This window comes from Vagococcus lutrae, from assembly GCF_003987555.1.
Classification (GTDB): domain Bacteria; phylum Bacillota; class Bacilli; order Lactobacillales; family Vagococcaceae; genus Vagococcus_A; species Vagococcus_A lutrae.
In genome coordinates, this window is sequence record NZ_NGJW01000007.1 from 104,737 (window position 1) to 125,684 (window position 20,948).

The 20,948-nt window shown below is 37.5% G+C and carries 13 protein-coding genes, 11 tRNA genes and 1 rRNA gene; 1 reads left to right on the forward strand and 24 read right to left on the reverse strand.

Annotation, left to right across the window (positions count from 1 at the left end; translation table 11 throughout):
• Positions 1 to 488 precede the first annotated feature (488 nt).
• From CBF33_RS06440 to uvrC, 12 genes are all read right to left on the reverse strand, one after another.
• Entirely contained in the window at positions 489 to 4,223 is a 3,735-nt protein-coding gene (locus tag CBF33_RS06440) for an nSTAND3 domain-containing NTPase (protein WP_126762642.1), read from the reverse strand.
• A gap of 27 nt (positions 4,224 to 4,250) precedes the next feature.
• Positions 4,251 to 5,885: a 23S rRNA (uracil(1939)-C(5))-methyltransferase RlmD gene (rlmD, locus tag CBF33_RS06445; RefSeq protein WP_126762644.1), complete on the reverse strand. Its 1,635-nt coding sequence runs from the start codon at positions 5,883 to 5,885 to the stop codon at positions 4,251 to 4,253.
• 77 nt (positions 5,886 to 5,962) lie between these two features.
• Positions 5,963 to 6,982 (reverse strand): diacylglycerol kinase, encoded by a 1,020-nt coding sequence (locus CBF33_RS06450; protein WP_126762646.1) that lies wholly within the window; start codon positions 6,980 to 6,982, stop codon positions 5,963 to 5,965.
• 16 nt (positions 6,983 to 6,998) lie between these two features.
• A complete protein-coding gene (gene gatB, locus CBF33_RS06455; RefSeq protein WP_126762648.1) occupies positions 6,999 to 8,429 on the reverse strand; it encodes an Asp-tRNA(Asn)/Glu-tRNA(Gln) amidotransferase subunit GatB in 1,431 nt (476 codons plus the stop codon).
• Entirely contained in the window at positions 8,429 to 9,898 is a 1,470-nt protein-coding gene (gene gatA / locus CBF33_RS06460) for an Asp-tRNA(Asn)/Glu-tRNA(Gln) amidotransferase subunit GatA (protein WP_126762650.1), read from the reverse strand. The genes gatB and gatA overlap by 1 nt, the downstream gene beginning before the upstream one ends.
• Positions 9,898 to 10,203 carry an Asp-tRNA(Asn)/Glu-tRNA(Gln) amidotransferase subunit GatC gene (gatC, locus tag CBF33_RS06465; protein ID WP_126762652.1) on the reverse strand — a complete coding sequence of 102 codons (306 nt, stop codon included), beginning with the start codon at positions 10,201 to 10,203 and terminating at the stop codon, positions 9,898 to 9,900. The genes gatA and gatC overlap by 1 nt, the downstream gene beginning before the upstream one ends.
• A 68-nt stretch (positions 10,204 to 10,271) precedes the next feature.
• Complete coding sequence (gene ligA, locus CBF33_RS06470; protein WP_126762655.1) at positions 10,272 to 12,299, reverse strand: NAD-dependent DNA ligase LigA; 2,028 nt, start codon at positions 12,297 to 12,299, stop codon at positions 10,272 to 10,274.
• A 14-nt stretch (positions 12,300 to 12,313) separates the two neighbouring features.
• Positions 12,314 to 14,575, reverse strand: a complete 2,262-nt coding sequence (gene pcrA / locus CBF33_RS06475) for a DNA helicase PcrA (protein ID WP_126762657.1) — start codon at positions 14,573 to 14,575, stop codon at positions 12,314 to 12,316.
• Positions 14,576 to 14,699: 124 nt separating this feature from the next.
• Positions 14,700 to 15,953, reverse strand: a complete 1,254-nt coding sequence (locus tag CBF33_RS06480; protein WP_126762659.1) for an ABC transporter permease — start codon at positions 15,951 to 15,953, stop codon at positions 14,700 to 14,702.
• The gene (locus CBF33_RS06485; protein WP_126762661.1) at positions 15,946 to 16,845 is read right to left on the reverse strand and encodes an ABC transporter ATP-binding protein; all 900 of its coding nucleotides are present in this window, start codon (positions 16,843 to 16,845) and stop codon (positions 15,946 to 15,948) included. The genes CBF33_RS06480 and CBF33_RS06485 overlap by 8 nt, the downstream gene beginning before the upstream one ends.
• Before the next feature lie 48 nt (positions 16,846 to 16,893).
• The gene (locus tag CBF33_RS06490) at positions 16,894 to 17,193 is read right to left on the reverse strand and encodes a hypothetical protein (RefSeq protein ID WP_126762664.1); all 300 of its coding nucleotides are present in this window, start codon (positions 17,191 to 17,193) and stop codon (positions 16,894 to 16,896) included.
• A gap of 82 nt (positions 17,194 to 17,275) precedes the next feature.
• On the reverse strand, positions 17,276 to 19,063 hold the full coding sequence (gene uvrC, locus CBF33_RS06495) for an excinuclease ABC subunit UvrC (protein WP_126762666.1): 1,788 nt from the start codon (positions 19,061 to 19,063) through the stop codon (positions 17,276 to 17,278).
• 288 nt (positions 19,064 to 19,351) lie between these two features.
• On the opposite strand from uvrC, the gene CBF33_RS09720 reads away from it, so the two are divergent.
• Positions 19,352 to 19,753, forward strand: coding sequence for a prepilin peptidase (locus tag CBF33_RS09720; RefSeq protein WP_483409796.1), 402 nt, complete (start codon positions 19,352 to 19,354; stop codon positions 19,751 to 19,753).
• A gap of 37 nt (positions 19,754 to 19,790) precedes the next feature.
• Here the strand turns inward: CBF33_RS09720 and CBF33_RS06500 are convergent.
• The 12 genes from CBF33_RS06500 to rrf all read right to left on the reverse strand — a co-directional run bounded on the left by CBF33_RS06500 (position 19,791) and on the right by rrf (position 20,946).
• Positions 19,791 to 19,874 (reverse strand) — tRNA-Leu (locus CBF33_RS06500).
• Between the two features lie 42 nt (positions 19,875 to 19,916).
• Positions 19,917 to 19,987: transfer RNA gene (locus CBF33_RS06505), tRNA-Cys, on the reverse strand.
• Between the two features lie 16 nt (positions 19,988 to 20,003).
• Positions 20,004 to 20,075: transfer RNA gene (locus CBF33_RS06510), tRNA-Gln, on the reverse strand.
• A 7-nt stretch (positions 20,076 to 20,082) separates the two neighbouring features.
• Positions 20,083 to 20,155: transfer RNA gene (locus CBF33_RS06515), tRNA-His, on the reverse strand.
• A 17-nt stretch (positions 20,156 to 20,172) separates the two neighbouring features.
• Positions 20,173 to 20,243 (reverse strand) — tRNA-Trp (locus CBF33_RS06520).
• A 7-nt stretch (positions 20,244 to 20,250) separates the two neighbouring features.
• Positions 20,251 to 20,331 (reverse strand) — tRNA-Tyr (locus CBF33_RS06525).
• Between the two features lie 3 nt (positions 20,332 to 20,334).
• A tRNA-Phe gene (locus tag CBF33_RS06530) sits at positions 20,335 to 20,410 on the reverse strand.
• A 17-nt stretch (positions 20,411 to 20,427) separates the two neighbouring features.
• Positions 20,428 to 20,503 (reverse strand) — tRNA-Asp (locus CBF33_RS06535).
• 28 nt (positions 20,504 to 20,531) lie between these two features.
• Positions 20,532 to 20,603, reverse strand: a tRNA-Glu gene (locus CBF33_RS06540).
• A gap of 15 nt (positions 20,604 to 20,618) precedes the next feature.
• A tRNA-Ser gene (locus tag CBF33_RS06545) sits at positions 20,619 to 20,708 on the reverse strand.
• Between the two features lie 37 nt (positions 20,709 to 20,745).
• Positions 20,746 to 20,819: transfer RNA gene (locus CBF33_RS06550), tRNA-Asn, on the reverse strand.
• Between the two features lie 11 nt (positions 20,820 to 20,830).
• Positions 20,831 to 20,946, reverse strand: a 5S ribosomal RNA gene (rrf, locus tag CBF33_RS06555).
• Between the last annotated feature and the right edge of the window lie 2 nt (positions 20,947 to 20,948).

Here is a 20,948-nt window from a genome sequence, read left to right on the forward strand (position 1 = left end):
TCATAAATATACTAACCACAGCCTATTATCAAAACACAATGCCCTTTTTATACTGGCTTCTTTTATTTATAAGTATAATTCATTTAATGAATTATACTTTCCAAGCATTTTCGTAAGTACTTAAATAAAATATTATTTACTTTATATACTGTAGATTGCGCATTACTTAAAAAACCAGTTATAGAAATTATGCCCAAAGTTCAACTTAGATTTCTACTTCACCTTGTTCTACAAAGTAAAAATGGTAGTAAAACTGCTTGAATCACAGGATTTCTATATAATTTTTCTTTGTAGCAACCCTACCGTCTCGACGTGCTAATAATTGTCCAAACTAGTCTTCATATCATCTCCAACATCTATAAGTTTTAAAAAATACCTTAAATAAAATTTAGATACATTTGTTTTTCTTTGTAGGTTAAACCATCATGAAATGTCAATTCACAGACAGTTTTACTTCTATATTTATACAGTCTTTTTGTGTTTATAAATCATCCTCTTAAAATTTCATCTATTTGCTCTGATTCAATTCGCTCTTTTAAATAACCAATTTTTGTTTCAATATAGTTTTTATGTTTTATCCACTTTAAACCTATACAGTTTGGTAACAATGATTCGAGAAATTCAATCCAAGCTGAATACATAGGTACTGCACTACCTGACCAACTCCAAGAAGTAGGTGTTAATGGTATTCTTTCAAAGTCTTCAAACAACGGATTATTCTCAAGAAAGAGCAAGATATACTCTTTTTTTCTTTTGAACTCTAATTTTGACACAACTGAAAATAGGCAATACATTTTTGCTTCATCATTGCAGAATCGTTGAATACATTGCCGAATCCACATATCTTGTCTTTCTAACAGCTTTTTCTCATTTTGCTTTGGCAATAATAAAGATTCTAAGAAATCCGGTACGGACAATTTAGAATATCGTCGGTTTCTTATCAACTGCTCAAAAATTTTATTATATATTTCTACAAAATCGTCCAAATCAAAAAAGCAACAATGCTTTTCTTGATGGTCGCTAAAAGAGTCACTATTTATTAAATAATCTATATACTTGTCCAATATAGAAGGTCTAACCGAATATATTTCCTTCAAAAATTGTCCGTCATAATCATGATGTTTATCATATGACAACATAGCATAGTATATTTCTTCAAGCAATTCGAAATTACAATTAAATTTTTGAATCACTTCCTTTGGTGTATTATGATGATAATTAAATAACAAACCAAAGTAAATATCCACGATAAAGGAGGAATACTCTTTTTTATCCAAAATAATTTTGCAACCTTCTATCAATGCTAATTCATCTATTACATTATATTTCTCAAGAAAATCTACATCACGCATTGATGATGAGGTAATATATCTGTCAGAAGTATCTTTCAAAAAATCATAAAGCTCTTGTAAATGCTTTTCTGTAATTAATTCCAGCGGTAATTCATGATAATATGCATATGTCCAAGCGTTTTTCTGACTATATTCTTCACTAATAATAATTTCATACACTTCTGAATCAGATAATAAGGAAAATAGAGTGTCTACTAGATGATATGGATGTAAATTGTGTGGTGTATCGTTTTTGATATAATATTTAATTGCATCAACGTACAAATCTTTTTTATCGGAAATAGAATCAAAGGCAATATTTAATCCTTCGCCAACCTCCCAAGATGAATGGTTATCTAGCTCGGAAATACCGCTGCAAACATCGATTAACTTCTTAAACATTTGTAAATCACAATTCGAAGTATATTGATTAATTGATTGCTGCTTCCGTTTTTCATGTTCTTCATAACCAACTTCTTTATATTCTGGTCCTTTAAGAAGACGATATAATTGAAAGCTCTCTTCTTCAAAGTATTCAGAAAACAAGGATTCACAGGAACAATTCATTCTACTAAAAACTTGCACTATTTCGTCCGCCAAAAGACAATTTATCAATTTATCTGGCAGAAAATATGACTTCAAAATCAATTTAATATATTTTAAATCAAATTGTAAAACAGGAATGCTTACATCGTCGATAGTGCCACCATAAAAGCTGAGGATTTCCCTCACTTTTGCTCTATATTTTTCAATTTTGCTTAAAGAAGATAAAGATTCCCAAATTAAATTGCGATATTTTTCAACACCTTTAGACATAGCTAATGGAATTTGATATACGGTTAATGTATTTTTTCGTCCTTCCTCCGCTGGTGAAAAATACAATTTCAAAAATTCTTCTGTTATTTGTAAAAAGAAGCTAACAATAAATTCTTGTTTCCAGTCATCTGAATATTCTTTTATTTTTTCAAAAAATGTTATTTGAGTGTAAAAATCATAACGTATGGCATCCCTATGAATCCCAAAAAATATATTGACTGCATGATAAAATTCCATAAATAAATCGGGTCGCTTTAGATAATATTGAAAAAACAAATCACAAGCGGTTGGCAAATCAGTCATATCTGCAAATCCACCAAGAATTTTAATGATATCATTTTCTACATGCTGATAGTTTTTTCTTTTTTCAGTATCTATATCACTCCATTCACAAATCACTCTTTCTTCAGATTCAATTTCATTTTGCAAAAGCAAAAGTGTTTCAGTAGGATTAATACGAAAAAAGACTTTTACAAATTCAAAGAATATTGGCGATTCTTCTGTTGATAATTCATCCCATAATAACTTTATTTCTTTCTCAACAAAATTTAAAAGCTCTTTATTTCTAAAGATATTAATTAATGTATTAACAGAAGATACAGTTCTCTCTCTGTAGCTTGAAAAGCAAGCTTTAATCATCTTCGACAAACTAAGTAATTTTCTGTCAAAGAAAATATATTTTAACAAATAATTAGACAAACATTGATCAGAAAAACGAACAGCTTTATCATTATAAATATCGACAATTTCCAGCTCGTGAAGCATACGGATATTTTCAATGAAATTATCACGATTTAACCCTTTTTCCTGTAAAATCGGTAAAAGTGCATCAATATAATCTAAATGAATTGCTTCAAGAAAAGCAACTATACCAGCAGTTATACACAGATTTTTGTCTATAAAAAATTGCCTATCTTCTAAATTAGAACCATAATAATCTTCATATAATTGTGACACATCATCAATAGACTCCAAACGATTTGAACTGCATGCTACTTTCCCAGCAAGTATAGCAATACGAGCATTTCCTTCTGCAATTCTTATAATTCGTTCTTGATAGTCTTGATTCAAAATACCCAATGAAGTTTCAAGTAATTCCTTAATCTCATTATTTGAAAATACATTTACATTCACAATCTCAAAATAAGTGATTTTTCGAACATCGTTTATCACTTTTTGAAGTGCATAATCCCTTACTGTAATAAGTATTTTTACATTATATCCCTCTGGTTTCATACTAACGTAACGGATAATATGCTGCAGTCCTGACAATTGATTTGCATCATCAATAAAAAGAAAATAATCTCCTGGTCTATCTAAAAAAAGTTTTAAGTCCTCATATATTGGTAATGCATTACTATGAATACAGTAAGTCTTTTCATTCTTAGCATCTGCATGATTTTTTACATAATGCAAGGCTAAACGGGTTTTTCCCGTACCTGCTGAACCACTAAGTATAACAACATCCACTTTCAGATAAGCATTGATGATATCTTGAAATTCTTTTTCTCTGAAAAGAAACTTAGTGTCAATTGGAGCAGCCATTCTATTTGCATTATAACTATTAATAAATTCATCATATGATTGAATTTGATCTGTACTTATTGATATTCCCAAAAAATCACGTGAAAGATTATGATGGAAAAGATATATATCTTCTGCAAGCTTATCAATTCCAATAATTATAAGCTTAACTCCAACATCTTCACACAGTTTTTTTACTTCACTATCTTGAAAGGGTGTAAGGTTTGATGAAGTATGACAATAAATAATTTCAGATATTTTGTCATGCGGAATACCTGTCTTTGCTATATCAAGACATTTTCCAAGATCATCACTAATTTTTGCAAATAAATTCGTCATTTGAGTTGTGTATTCAACAAAAACATACTTCCCATTTGATGCAATAAAATAAGTATCAGGTGTACCTAAAGTGGTCTTTCGTGTACCTGCTTCTCCACCAAGAGATACTATACTCGGATAGCCAGTTTTATATAAATAAGAATCACAAAGATTTTGAAATGAACCTGGATCCAGTTGTAGTATTTTTTGTTTAATACTTTCAATATTAGCCACTGTCTATGCCCCCCTATTGTTTTAATACTACATCATCTTAAAATGCTTCAACGCATCCAAAATAGCTTCTTCCTTTTCAATTGGACACTGTAGAACTTTCTGATTCTCGTTCTTTGAAATATTATAGTGTTTTCTAACATCTAAACCATATTTTCTCTTTACTTGTGCAATATAAAGTGTAGATACCTTAAGCCTAAACTTTTCCAAAATATAATTTTGAATTTGATTATAAGTAGCATTACTCTCTGCACTAGTTAAATCCATTTCATCAATTGGAAGTTCTACACTAATGTGTCTTTTTGAGTCCAGTTTGGAAAGCAACACAACCGTCTCCACATGTGTCGTTTGTGGAAACATATCAACCGGTTGTACTTTCGTTAATTCATAGCCTTTTTCGCCAAATAACTTAACATCACGGGCAAATGTTCCTGGATGACAGGATACATAAACGATTCTGTCAGGAGCTAGCTCACAAGCCGTCTCAATAAAACTTGGGTCTAAGCCTTTACGTGGTGGGTCGACAATCAGAACATTCGCTTTTATGCCTTCTTCCACCCAGCTTGGTAACACTTCTTCCGCTTTTCCTGTTTCAAATGTGACATTCTTAATATCATTTAACTTCTGATTTTCTTTCGCATCTGCAATCGCTTGTGGGACAACATCCATACCATAAACGTGCGCCACACGATTGGCAAGAGACATCCCTATCGTCCCAATTCCACAGTAAGCATCTATGACAATATCTGACGAATTCAGTTCTGCAAAGTTCATTGCTTGTTCATACAGCACCTCTGCTTGCCGAGTATTCACTTGGAAGAAAGAATTAAGTGATAAACGGTAAGTCTTATCAAATAAACGGTCATGTATAACGCCATCGCCATATAATGTTACTGTTTCATTTCCTAATATCACATTGGTTTTATCTTCGTTAATATTTTGGACAATCGTGGTCACTTCAGGTGCTTGTTCTAAAATCTTTTTCACAACACGGTCACTATCAAAAAACTTCTTCGTACGTGTGACAAAGCCCACCATCATCTCGCCTGTATAAAATCCACGTCTGACAATAATGTGGCGGATTAACCCTGTATGTTCCTCTTCATTATATGGTTTAATCCGATAATCATTCAGAGCGTCACGCACGATGGCAATAACCTTATCTATTTCAGTATGTTGTATCTGATAGTCCTCAATCGGTATTAAATCATGCGAGTTTTTACGATAAAATCCGGTTTCTCCTCGTCCGTTGACGCGACGAAAAGGAACTTGAGCTTTATTTCGATACTGCCAAGGGTCTGTCATTCCGATTGTCTCTAAGACAGAGACGTCATCTAATTGCGCTATCTTGCTTAGATTACGCTTGACTTGAGTCTGTTTAAAAAGAAGTTGCTGCTCATACGTTAAGTGACTTAATGGCGCAATACCTGTTCGGATAAGCACATCATCTGTCTGAGACACACGCTGATGACTTTCAGTCAGATAATCGATGACTTTAGCAAAGCCAAACTTTTTACCTGCTTTCACGACATGCACAAGTACCTCTTCTCCCGGTAAAGCATTTTCGATAAACAGAGGATACCCTTCAACTTTCGCTACGCCCATTCCTTCATGTGTTAAGTCTTCAATTTTCACCGTCAGTTGACGATTTTTTTTCACTGTCATTTATTTTTTCCCTTCATAATTCACTCTTCTTCTTGACAAAAAGAAAGGAAGCGACCACGTCTCTTCCTTTCTCCTGGTTATTTGGAAATCTCTCCATCACCGTCTAAATCTTCTTGTGTTAAATGTTCCATTTCTCGCACAAACGCACTTGAGGCTTCTTTAAACTCATTTCCAATCACAGCTTCTTCTGAAATTTGGTCGAGATTGACAAAAGTTTCTATATGTTGTGGTAGATTCTTAAACGTCATTGGCGCATCGCCACCGTATTCTCCGTCTAAATTAATCATCATTTTCACATTTTCTTCCGTCGCTTCCGCATATAGTTCTGATGTTTTCACATAAATAATATTCGGATCATCGATATGCTTACCACCGTTTAAAAGTTTTACAATCAAACGTAATATTTCAACAAGATTCGCTGTTTTGACTATGATTAATGAGAACTTACCATCATCTAAACGTGCGTCAGGTGCAATCGTTTCAAAACCACCAATGGAATTCGTTAAGCCTAAGAAAAACATCGACGCCTTCCCAACATACTCGCCATCGTCATAGATTAATTTCATGTCAATTGGCTTCACATGTGGCAGCATTTCTGCTCCTTTAACGAGATAAGCTAGATAACCAAAAATACTCTTTAAGTGTGACGGTACTTCATAGGTTAGCTCTGTTAAATAGCCACCTGCCCCAATATTAATAAAGTATTGCGCACCAGCCTGTCCGATATCCATCTTGACCGTTTGATTTTTAGCAATAATTCGTGCTGCTGCTAAAACATCATCACGTGGTATTTTTAATGCGCGTGCATAGTCATTCGTCGTTCCACCAGGTATGACCGCCATTTTAGGTCGTTTTTCCAAAGGCGCAATCCCATTAACAACTTGGTTGATAGTTCCGTCACCACCTGCTGCGACGATCAAATCAAAGCCTGCTAAAGCAGCCCGTTTGGCTTCACGTTCAGCTGATTTGGGATCAGGTGTGGTCGCAAACGCACTTGCTTCATAACCTGCTCGCTCTAGAATCGTTAAAATATCCGGCAAATTTTTCTTTAATAACTCTTTTCCTGATGTTGGATTATATATTACTCTTGCCCGCATGGTTTTCCCTCTTTTTCTAGCGTTTTGCCAGTTCTTCCATTATCAATTTATTGACGACACCTGGATTGGCTTTTCCTTTTGTTTGTTTCATCGCTTGACCTACTAAGAAGCCAACTGCTCGGTCTTTACCGTTTTTAAAATCTTCGATTGATTGCGCATTGTTATCTAAAATTTCAGTAATAATAGGTAATAATTGTGCTGGGTCAGATAACTGAACCAATCCTTTTTCTTCGACGACTTTTTTCGCATCGCCACCATGTTCAATTAATTCTTTAAAGACTTTCTTCGCAATTTTCGAGCTGATGGTTCCGTCTGCAATTAATTGAATCATTCCAGCAAGATTATCTGGTGTCAGCTTCGTCTCTGACAACGTTTTTTGTTGGCTGTTAAGATATGCAGAGACATCTCCCATTAACCAGTTTGAAGCTTGTTTAGCGTCTGCTCCAGCCTCTAATGTTGCATCAAAGAAATCAGACATTTCACGTGTTAAAGTCAAGACCATCGCATCATACTCTGGTAAACCTAAATCTTTAATGTATCGTTCACGACGTGCTTGAGGCATCTCTGGTAATTCCTCTTTGATACGCGCGATTGTTTCATCTGAAATTGTCAAAGGTGGTAAATCTGGCTCTGGGAAGTAACGATAATCGCTCGCTCCTTCTTTCACACGCATTAAGACTGTTTCGCCCGTAGCATCGTCATAACGACGTGTTTCTTGTTGAATAACGCCTCCAGATAAAAGGACTTGCGTTTGACGTTTGACTTCATATTCCAAACCTTTTTTGACAAAGTTCAGTGAGTTTAAGTTTTTCAACTCCGTTTTTGTTCCGAATTCTTCTTGACCGTATGGACGTAATGAGATGTTAGCGTCACAACGCATAGAGCCTTCTTCCATTTTAACATCACTGACACCCGTAAACTGAATAATTGAACGTACCGCATCTAAATAGGCATAGGCTTCTTCAGGTGAACGAATATCTGCTTCAGAAACGATTTCAATTAACGGGGTGCCTTGACGGTTTAAGTCAACGTATGAATATCCGTCAGTGCCATGGATGTTTTTCCCAGCATCTTCTTCTAAATGGACGCGTTCAACGCGAATTTTTTTCTTTTTACCTGCTACATCAATTTCTACCCAACCATCATGTCCAACGGGTGACTCATCTTGGGAGATTTGATATGCTTTAGGATTATCTGGATAAAAGTAGTTTTTGCGGTCAAAATGTGTATGTTGAGAAATATCACAGTTTAAAGCAAGAGCTGCTTTAATACCGTACTCTAAAGCTTTTTCATTCATCACCGGTAATACGCCTGGATAACTAAAGTCGACGACGTTTGTGTTCACATTCGGCTCTGCTCCAAAATGAGCGGGTGATGTTGAAAAGATTTTAGAATCTGTTTTTAATTCTACGTGGATTTCTAATCCAATGACTGTTTCAAAGTTCATTATGCCTTACCTCCTAAAATCTCAGGACGTTGTTGATGAAAGTTTGTCGCTTGTTCAAATGCGTATGCTGCTTGGTACATAGTTGCTTCATCAAAACGTTTGCCGATTAATTGTAAGCCGATTGGTAGTCCGTCTGCAAATCCACATGGAATCGACATACCCGGTACACCCGCCAAGTTAACTGGAATGGTTAAAATGTCAGCCATATACATCGCAAGTGGGTCAGAGATTTTATCTCCTAAGTCATAGGCAACAGTAGGCGTTGTCGGCCCAATGATTAAATCATATGATTCAAAGACTTTTTCAAAGTCATTTTTTATCAAGGTACGGACTTGTCCGGCTTTCTTAAAGTGAGCATCGTAAAAGCCTGAACTTAGTGAGAATGTCCCTAACATAATACGGCGTTTCACTTCTGAACCAAAGCCTTCAGAACGTGTTTTGACATATAATTCTTCTAAATTAGTAGCAGATTCCGAGCGATAGCCATAGCGAATACCGTCGAAACGTTGTAAATTCGAAGAAGCTTCGGATGAAGCAATGATGTAGTAAGCTGCAACACCATATTTAGAATGTGGCAATGAGACTTCTTCAACCGTCGCACCAAGTTCACGATACGTTTCCACAGCTTTTAAGACTGCTTCGCGAATCGCTGGGTCAATCCCTTCTTCTAAGTATTCTTTTGGTAGGGCTATTTTCATTCCTTTAACACCAGCTTTTAAGTTCGCCGTGAAATCTGGAACCTCTAGTTGCGCACTCGTACTATCTTTCGGATCGTGTCCGCTAATGGCTTGTAAGACATTGGCGTTTTCTTCTACCGTACGGGTTAATGGTCCAATTTGATCTAAACTTGAAGCAAACGCTATTAAACCAAAACGTGAAATACGACCGTATGTCGGTTTCATTCCAACAATTCCGTTAAAGGCTGCTGGTTGGCGAATACTACCACCCGTATCAGTTCCTAATGAAACTGGAACTTGTCCTGCTGCGACTGCTGCAGCTGAACCACCTGATGAGCCACCCGGTACTTTTGTAGCGTCCCATGCATTAGTTGTTTTTTTATAATAAGATGTTTCAGTACTTCCTCCCATAGCAAACTCGTCCATATTGAGTTTACCAACTGGAATCATATCATGAGCTTTCACTGCTGACATAACTGTAGCATCATAAACTGGGATAAACCCACCTAACATTTTACTTGCTGCTGTTGTTTCCACATCTTTTGTAACAATGTTATCTTTAATCCCGATTGGAATACCTGCTAAAATATTTCCTTCGTCAATTCCTTTTTCATCTAAAGCAGCTGCTTGTTCAAGAGCGCCTTCTTTATCAAGTGTTAAAAAGGCGTTTAACACCTCGTCAGTTGCTTCAATACGGTCAAAGGTTGCCTCAATTAGTTCGACAACAGTTAACTCTTTATTAACTAATTTTTGGTGTAAATCTTGAATACTTCCTTGAAATAATGACATCATTAGGCTCCCGCACCTCCATCTTCAATAATGACTGGCACACGAATATAGCCATTTTCTTTATCTGGAACATTTCTTAATAATTCTTCACGTGTATTGTCTTGTGCGACTGTATCAGGTCGTAATACTGTCTCGTTATGCACAACATTCACTGTAACAGGTACACCTGTTGTATCGACTTCATCTAAATATTCAACCATGTCAATAATATCACCTAGTTGCTCGGTAAACATTGCAATTTCTTCATCTGAAATTTCTAATTTTGACAGAGCTGCGACATGTTTTACTTCTGCTTCACTAATTGCCATAATTTCCCTTCTCTCTTCATTTTCTTTTCACATTTTATCATATTTTGCTTACTTATGCAGTGTTCTTTTTATTCTGACACATTCTGATTCGCTTCTTTAAAGGCTTCTAACATCCGTTTTTCATCCCAAACGGTCACGCCTAAGCTCTCCGCTTTCGTTAGTTTACTTCCGGCTTCACTTCCGGCAATGACAATATCGGTTTTTTTCGATACGCTGCCAGTTACTTTCCCACCTAACGATTCGATGATTTTTTTCGCTTCTGGGCGTGTCATGGCTTCAAGACTTCCAGTCAGAACCACTGTTTTTTCTTTAAAAGGAGAGTCGATAGCTTCAATTTCTGCTTGTGTCACGCCTTGGTAGGTCATGTTCACACCGACTTCTTCTAATTCTTCCATTAACAACCCGACTTCTGGCTGCGCCATATAGGTCACAAAACTTTCCGCAATGACCTCACCTAGTGTTTCAATCTGAGTGATTTCTTCTACTGTCGCTTGGCGAGCAGCCTCCAGCGTTTTAAAACGTTCCGCAATCAACGTTGCCGCTTTTGCTCCGACATGACGAATTCCAAGTCCAAATATTAACCGCTCTAAAGAATTTTGTTTACTTGCTTCAATCGCAGTTAAAATATTCTGGGCGGATTTTTCTTTAATTTTTTCCAAACCTAATAAATCGTCTGCCGTCAAGCGATATAAGTCCGCCACATCTTTTACCAGTTGATGTTGATAAAGTTGTTCTATAATTCGCGGCCCGACACCGTCAATATTCATTGCATTTCGCGACACAAAGTGATTCAAACCTTCTTTAATCTGAGCAGGACACATAGGGTTTAAACAACGCAAAGCGACTTCTTCTTCCAAATGAACGAGGTCACTATGACATTCTGGACAGGTCGTGGGCATCTCATACGGCTGAGAGTCTATCGGACGTTTATCCAAAATAACTCGTGTCACTTCTGGTATAATATCACCTGCTTTATGAATCACGACGGTATCATGAAGACGGATGTCCCGTTTACGAATTAAATCGACATTATGCAAACTCGCTCGTCCAACAGTTGTTCCTGCCAGTCGTACAGGTGTCATAATCGCTGTTGGTGTGACAACTCCCGTCCTTCCAACCGTCCATTCAATATCTAAAATCTCAGTTAACGCTTCTTCCGCTGGAAATTTATAAGCAATCGCCCAGCGCGGTGCTTTTACCGTAAAGCCGATTTCATTTTGGACGGAAAACTCATTCACCTTAATTACAATGCCATCGATTTCATAAGGTAACGCCATTCGTTTTTCTTGATACGTTTCGATAAATGACCAGACTTCCTCGATTGTCTGACAAACAGTACGGTCTGGGTTAATTTGAAAGCCCCAGTCCGACATTTGTTCTAACGCATCCTCTTGAGAAGATAAACCATCTGTTGGCTGATGCACTAAACCATACATAAACGCACTTAGCTGACGCTGTTTCACGACACGGCTGTCTAACTGTCGTAGCGTTCCAGCTGCCGCATTACGTGGATTAGCAAAGACAGTTTGGCCCTCTGCTTCACGCATGTCATTTAACTTTACAAAACTTTCTTTCGGCATGTAACATTCCCCACGCACTTCTAAATCAATGGCTTCTGGTAATTGGTGCGGAATACTTGTCACTTGTCGTAAATTATTCGTAATATTTTCGCCAATCGTTCCGTCGCCACGTGTCGCGCCTCGAACGAGTTGGCCATTTTCATATTTTAGAGCAATTGCCAGTCCATCTATCTTTAACTCACAGACATAACTAAAATCAGCAGATGTTAAACGACGGATTCGTTGGTCAAATGCTACTAAATCTTCTTTATTAAAAGCATTACTTAAACTTAACATGGGCGTATCGTGACGTACTTTTTCAAACCCTTCTGCTACTTCTCCCCCGACTTTCTGAGTAATTGAGTCAGTCGATTGAAATTCTGGAAAGGCTTCTTCTAATTCAACCAATTCATGATATGCCTTATCATAGTCGGCATCCGTCGTAATGGGATTATCGTCTTCATAATAAGCTTTTGCCCACGTTTGTAATGTTGCTCTTAGTTCTTCAATCCGTTGTTTTGCCTCTTCAGGTTGCATCTCTTTATCCTCCTCTACTTCTCCGGTCGAGTTAATGGCGCAAAGGCAGCCAATAGACGTTTAATGCCCTGTTGTGGAAAGGCAACATCTAACTCCATCTCTTTTCCTTTGCCCGAAACGCTAACAATCGTGCCTTCACCCCATACTTTATGGTGCGCCTTGTCGCCAGGTTGCCAATCTCTCTGCTCGCTACCTGTTTGACGCACTGAAGTCGTTTTTTTCACAGTCGTTTCAGGTCGTGTTGGGCGATGACCAATCGTTGACTTTTTCGTCATAAAAGGCGATTGTCTTTGGCGCGCGACAATACTCGCTTGATTGCCAACAGGCTCAATCAACTCTTGATTAATCTCATGAATAAAACGTGAAACGGGATTATTTTGTGTCCGTCCGTATAGCGTCCGTGATAAAGCATTCGTTAAATAAAGCTTTTCTTCTGCCCGAGTAATGCCAACATACGCTAATCGGCGCTCTTCTTCTAGCTGATCATCTTCAAACATCGCCCGTGATAGTGGGAAAATCCCTTCTTCCATACCTAAGAGAAAGACCACAGGAAATTCTAACCCTTTTGCCGCATGAAGCGTCATTAAGGTAACTTGTGTCTGACCTTCTTCTAGCGTATCCAAATCCGATACAAGCGCTAATTCGCTCAGAAAACGTGCAAGTGGTTGGCCTTCTTCTGTTTCCTCTACTTCTGCTTTAGCTTGCTCTTCATCATAGGCACGTGTCACCGTATAAAACTCTTCTAAGTTTTCAATGCGTGTCTGCGCTTCTAAATTATTTTGTAAGGTTAGAGCATCTAAGTATCCACTACGTGCTAGCACTTGTTCAACTATCTCGGTAATACTTAAAAACTCCGCCATTTTTTGTAAGGAAACAATCATTTCCGCAAAATTTGCTAATTCACGTGCTGCCTTACCACTAATCGTCGTCAATGCGACATTTTGAGCTGCTTCCAGCATCGACCAATCATGCATGACAGCAAACTCTCGTAGTTTTTGAATCGACGTCGCACCTATCCCACGCTTTGGCTCATTCACAATACGTTCAAAACTCAGCGAGTCCATAGGGTTAGCAATTAAACGTAAATAAGCCATTAAGTCTTTAATCTCTTTTCGGTCGTAGAACTTATGTCCCCCAACCATTTTATAAGGAATATTTGCTTTCATTAACATTTCTTCTACCACACGAGATTGTGCATTTGTCCGATAAAGTACAGCGAAATCGCCATTTCGGCGGCTGTTTTGTTGTTTTTCTTCTTGAATTTTTTCAACGATAAAGCGACCTTCATCTCGCTCTGTTGGCCCACGATAGTAGTTGATTTTTTCACCTTGCTCATTATCCGTCCACAAACGTTTATCTTTTCGATTTTGGTTTTGTTGTATGACATTATTAGCTGCTTGCAAGATATTTTTAGTCGAACGATAATTTTGTTCTAATAAAATAACCGCTGCATCCGGATAATCTTTTTCAAAATCTAAAATATTTTGCATATCTGCTCCACGCCAACCATAAATACTTTGGTCGGCATCCCCTACTACACAGAGATTTTTAAAGCGACCTGCTAATAGATTAACCAATGTATATTGCGCGTGGTTAGTATCTTGATACTCATCCACATGGATATATTGAAATTTCTGTTGATAATAAGCTAGCACTTCAGGGTGTTCATTAAATAAACGAATCGTTAGCATAATTAAGTCATCAAAATCAACCGTTTGATTTTTACGCAATTCTCGTTGATAGTTAGCATAAACTTGCGCGGTAATATCTTCTATATAACTGCCTTGCTCTTGTTGATAATCTTCTACTGTTAGCAACTCATTTTTAGCCTGACTAATTTTACCCAACATTTGACGCGGCTCAAACTTTTTATCATCCAAGTTCATCTCGCGAATAATTCGCTTAATTAACGTTAACTGTTCGGCTGGATCTGCAATTGTAAAATTACTATTATAACCAATCAGGTCGACATCACGACGTAAAATTCTCACACACATACTGTGGAAAGTAGATACCCAAACACTATCACCCTCGCCAGCAATAATCTGACTAACACGTTCTTTCATTTCTTTTGACGCTTTATTAGTAAAGGTAATCGCTAAAATATTCCACGGATTAATCCCTTTTTCAGCTATCAAATAAGCAATCCGATGTGTCAAAACTCGTGTCTTTCCACTTCCTGCACCTGCCATGATCAAAAGAGGCCCTTCTGTTTTAAGCACCGCCTTTTGCTGCTGCGGGTTCATCCCATCTAATAAACTTTTTCTTGTTGGCATTCACAACGTCCTCTCTTTACACAATCTCTTATATTATAGCAAATTTACACAAAAACTTCTTCTAATTGTTTGCCAAACACAAACAAAAAAAGCTGCCCAAATAAGCGGACAGCTTTAAGACGCATTACACAGCCTTCTCATATTTTAATAATGTAAACGAACGTTTCATCACTTTCCAAATGCCTTCATCACTATAGACAAGTGACGTTGCTCGGTACATCTTCGCTGATAATCTTAACAGTAAGACGGTTGCAACTGCTAAAATCAAGACGGAAATAAGTGGTTCGTAAGCTGAAACTGTATCATTGGCAATTCGCACTGGCATTGTAAAACTTGAAACAAATGGCACGTACGAAGAAATGACAAAGACGAGATTTTTTGGATTATTCATGCCTAGGAAAATATTTAGGAAATAACCAATCATCGTAATATACGTCACTGGTACAACCGCTTTTGCGGCATCCTCTGATTTTGATACGAGAGAACCAGAAAACGCTGCAGCAATCGTATAAATCATGACACCCAATAGTAAGAAAATTAAATTGTAACCGAGTAGAGCTTTCATAATTTCGCCAATTGAAATAAAGGAAAGGGCCTCTTTGACAATAGGTTGATTTTTAACAACTTGAAAAGCCATAACGGCTGTTAGAATATACACACCGATTTGGGTTAAAATCACCATGAAAATCCCCATAATTTTCCCGTAAAAATGTTTTTCAGCTGACGTACTCGATAAGATGACTTCCATAATACGTGTCCCTTTTTCAGAAGCCACTTCTTGTGAAATAATTTGCGCGTACATTAATATAATCATGAACATCGCAAAACTAATAAACATGGCGACACCCATACGAGCAAACTTATCATCTTTTTTCTCGACCAATTCGCCATCTGAAAATTCCACTGTTTTCTCTTTAATTTGAGCAGGAGCCATTAAACTCGCGACTTCAGTCTCGCTTAATCCTAAAGACTTACTACGCTCAGCTAACTGAAATTGTGATAATATTTGCGTCAACTGTAGCTTGTCACTCATAGCAAGTGAACTATTTCCGTAGTATGTTCCCACGATGTTTTGCTCGTTTTTGTCAATGAGAATATACCCATCGATATTCCCTTTTTCTAACTCTTTTTTGCCAGCATCTACCGTTGTGATATTCTTGTCAATATCTAATGCTGTTTGACTTAACACAGCCGCACGAATATCAGGATTTTCTGACACAATGGCTACCGTATCCGTATCGGCTACTTTTGAGCCAATAAACGCTGAAAGACCGATAAACCCAATAAACAATAACGGTGCAAATAACATCACTATAAATGTCACACTCTTAACATTACGCTTAAATGTTTCTAACGCCACTATCCAAAACTTATTCATCTTTTTCCCCCACTTTCATTTTAAATATCTCTTCCAGTGTAGGAGGAACTTGATTAAAAACAGGCATATAACCGTAAGAAACAGCTTTTTCAAAAAGCTCGCGCCCTACTTCTTCATTTGCTAATTGAATCTCTAATGCGCCATCCGCTCGTGTGACAACTCGCTGCACACCAAGTGTTTCTTCCACTTCGATGCGTGGCATGAGTGAATCCATTGTTAACTTAGTGCGACCAAATTGTTCACGAATTTCATGTACCTTACCATCCAATACCGTACGTCCATTTCGCAACATAATCAAATGATCACAAATCTTTTCCACGTTATCCATATTATGACTGGAAAAAATTACACAAGACCCTTTATCTTTCAACTCAATGATAGCATCTTTTAATAACTCGGCATTGACAGGATCCAAACCACTAAACGGCTCATCTAAAATAATTAACTCGGGTTCGTGAATCAATGTCGCAATTACTTGCACTTTTTGTTGATTCCCTTTTGAAAGTGATTTGACTTTATCCGTCTTTTTCCCCTTCACTTCAAACTTTTCTAACCATTCATCAATTTTCGGTGCAATTTCTTTTTTACTTTTTCCACGTAATTTCGCAAAATAAATTAACTGTTCTTCAATCGAAATCTTAGGATACAACCCTCTTTCTTCTGGCAGATACCCAATAATATTATAGTCTTTTTCCGTTAACTCACGACCGTTCCAAAAAACCTTGCCCGTATCCGCTCTCAAAAAATCTAAAATAAGACGAAATGTAGTCGTCTTACCAGCGCCGTTTTGACCAATTAAACCTAAAATCGTCCCCTTAGGAATGGTAAAATGCAAATCATCCAACGCCTTTAACTCCCCAAACTGTTTACTTAACCCTCTAACTTCTAACATCTTTTCTCCTTTCCCTAAAAGAAAATAACGATTCTTTGGAATCGTTACTTACCTTTTATTTTCTGATTTTGAAAAATACCAAATGCTCCCTGCATTAACAACCGATACTGCTGTAGCATGTAGCAAACAACTCATCACAAAGTTTTTGCGTGACATACCCGCCGTATTCAGAATAATGAGTATCCAAGCGAAGCCTATCATGAAGGTACTAAATGTCATAACGCTAGCACGGGCTAAAATCTCATGACCGCGCTTTGAATCTTTAAAGACTGATACTGCTCGTAAATAATACACAATTCCTGCTACCATAACCAAACTTACAATTACTTGAACCCAAAGTGCCTTCATTTCTTCATCTCTTTCGTTCTTCTTCATTTTCTTGTTGTTAATATCAAAATTGTAACATACCTCCTATTAGCTGTCATCGGTCTTAGGTCTGTTTCTCTTTGATATTAAAATACGCTAAAACGTTCTCCGCTACAGATTTTGGTATACCCGCTGCCTGTATTTCCTCTAGCGAAGCGTCTTCCATTTTTTTTATCGATTTAAAGTGTTTTAAAAGCTTCCGCTTACGTTTTGGTCCCAACCCTTCAATATCATCTAATTGCGAAGAGAAGCTATTTTTACTACGTACTTGTCGATGAAAGGTAATCGCATAACGATGGACTTCGTCTTGAATACGTTGTAGTAAAAAGAAAGCTTCCGATTGTCTTTCCATTGGAACCACAGCCAGTTCTGGACCGAAGATTAATTCACTTGTCCGATGCTTGTCATTCTTAACTAATCCTGCAATCGGAATCGTTAAACCTAGTTGATTCACCAATACATCACGTGCCACTTCGACTTGGCCTTTACCACCATCAATCATAATTAAATCAGGTAGTGGTAGACCTTCTTTTAAAACACGCGAATAACGACGATAGATTACCTCACGCATGGACGCATAATCGTCTGGCCCTTGCACTGTTTTAATACGGTACTTACGATATTCTTTTTTTAGCGGTTTACCATCAACAAAGACAACCATCGCAGATACCGGACTTGTCCCCATAATGTTAGAGTTATCAAACGCTTCAATCCTGACCGGTGTCGGGATATTTAACAACTCACCGAGTGTCTCAATCGCTCCCACTGTCCGCTCTTGCTTTCTTTCTAATAAACTAAAACGTTCGGCTAACGACACACGTGCATTTTCACTCGCTAAGTCCACTAGCTTACGCTTTTCACCACGCTGCGGTTGATACACTTTACTACTCACTAGCGCTTCCACACTTTCTTTATCAATATCTCGTGGTATAAAGATTTCTTTAGGAATAAAATGCTGCGTTTCCTGATAAAATTGACCTATAAACGTCAAAAAATCTTCCGTCGCTTCATTATAAAAAGGAAAAATAGAAACATCACGCTCAATCAACTTTCCTTGACGGACAAAAAAGACTTGCACGCACATATAGCCTTTATCAATTGCATAGCCAAACACGTCACGGTCAATAAAATCTGCATTTGTCATTTTTTGACGTGTCATAACCGTTTCAATCGATTGAATCTGATCACGCAACTCCGCCGCACGTTCAAACGCCATTTCATCAGCTGCTTGATACATTTTTTTCTCTAGATTTTTTTGAATTTCTGTATAGCCACCATTCAAAAATCGCTTAATCTCTTCCACCATATCACGATAAACTTGTGGATCGACATCATTTACTGCTGGACATAAACATTGCCCCAAATGATAATAAAGACAGACCTCTTTCGCATTTAAACTACATTTTCTTAATGGATAGAGCTTATCTAAAAGCTTTTTCGTTTCATTGGCCGCTTTAACATCTGGATAAGGACCGAAATACCAAGCATGATCTTTTTTTACTTCTCGCGTAATCATCAAGCGTGGATATTTCTCATTCGTGATTTTGATAAACGGATAGCTCTTATCATCTTTTAACATGATATTATATTTTGGATCATTCTTTTGAATCAGATTAATCTCTAATATCAACGCTTCAATATTAGACTCTGTGACAATATATTCAAAATCAACTATTTCACTGACTAATCGAGCTGTTTTTGTATCATGACTTCCTGTAAAATAAGAACGAACCCGATTTCGCAAATTCTTAGCTTTACCAACATAAATAATCGTTTGATTTTTATCTTTCATTAAATAGCAACCAGGATCTGTTGGCAATAGACTTAATTTATGTTGTAACCATTCACTCATCAAATCCCTCCTATCCTAACTATTATACCATTATCTATTTTGTATTAAAAATAACTAAATTGCATCTTTGTTTCAAATAAAGAAAGAAGGTTTTATATGAATCTATGGATAAATACATTCTTACTAATTGTTATTTTTACTATATTCCATTATTTTAGCTTTAAAAAGTCTGATAGACCCGTCATTTACTTGCCAAACAGCATGATTTTATTTATTTTAATTTTGCAGATTGGCTTATTCATAGTCTATTTTAAGCAACATTCATTTAACCATACACTTTTTCCAATCATGCTTATTACTGTCAGTGGTATTTTTTTTACTTTTAGTGACAGTTATTATTTAATGATTTCGCCTATCATTTATTATGCGAGTGTTTTCTTGTCTATAATTTATCACTTGTACGATTATGGATTTCAAATAAATCTAACCGTTAGTCAGATTACCTTGATAGTTTTTCTTATCATCATTCACACGTTCTTTAGTGATTGGATTGGTCAAGGTGATATAAAATTACTCATTTGGTGGAGCTGTTACTTTTCTCCTTTAGAGATTTATAGCATCTTATTTATCGCAAGTTTCGTCGGTATCTGCTACGGACTAATCATTAAACATTACTTTAAACGAAACATCTTGCCCTTCATTCCTGCGCTAGTGACCGGTTTACTTATCTATATCAATTTTTGCTCATAAAAAAACATCAACGTAAAGTTACGTTGATGTTTCGCAGTACCGGTGGCCGGGGTCGAACCGGCACGATCGTGAGATCACAGGATTTTGAGTCCAGCGCGTCTGCCAATTCCGCCACACCGGCTAATTAAATATAAATTTTAAAGATAAAAAATAGCCATGATAAAGGCGGTAACCGGATTTGAACCGATGATAAAGGTTTTGCAGACCTCTGCCTTACCACTTGGCTATACCGCCTAATAAAAATAAAAAACTGGGCTAGCTGGATTCGAACCAACGAATGACGGAGTCAAAGTCCGTTGCCTTACCGCTTGGCTATAGCCCAATAAAGGGGCGACTGATGGGAATCGAACCCACGAATGCCGGAGCCACAATCCGGTGCGTTAACCACTTCGCCACAATCGCCATATTATAAAAAGTAGCAGGGGTAGTAGGAATCGAACCCACGCTGACGGTTTTGGAGACCGTAGTTCTACCGCTAAACTATACCCCTAAAGAAATGGAGGAAAGTGGATTCGAACCACTGAACCCTAAGGAACGGATTTACAGTCCGTCGCGTTTAGCCACTTCGCTATTCCTCCAAATGGTGGCTCGGGACAGAATCGAACTGCCGACACACGGAGCTTCAATCCGTTGCTCTACCAACTGAGCTACCGAGCCAAAATATTAATCTAAAATGGCGGTTCCGACGGGAATCGAACCCGCGATCTCCTGCGTGACAGGCAGGCATGTTAACCCCTACACCACGGAACCTTCCCTAGTATAACATACATTATACTTATGACCCGTACGGGACTCGAACCCGTGTTACCGCCGTGAAAGGGCGGTGTCTTAACCGCTTGACCAACGGGCCATTTTTACATATTAACGGAGAGTAAGGGATTTGAACCCTTGAGACAGCGGTTGCCGCCTACATGATTTCCAATCATGCTCCTTCGGCCAGCTCGGACAACTCTCCCAAGTCACATATTACTCTATATGTTAATTTGTAACAACTCCGGCAGTAGGACTCGAACCTACGACATCATGATTAACAGTCATGCGCTACTACCAACTGAGCTATGCCGGAATAAAACACAAGCGTGGCAACGTCCTACTCTCACAGGGGGCAACCCCCCACTACCATCGGCGCTAAGAAGCTTAACTACTGTGTTCGATATGGGAACAGGTGTATCCTTCTTGCTATCGCCACCACACT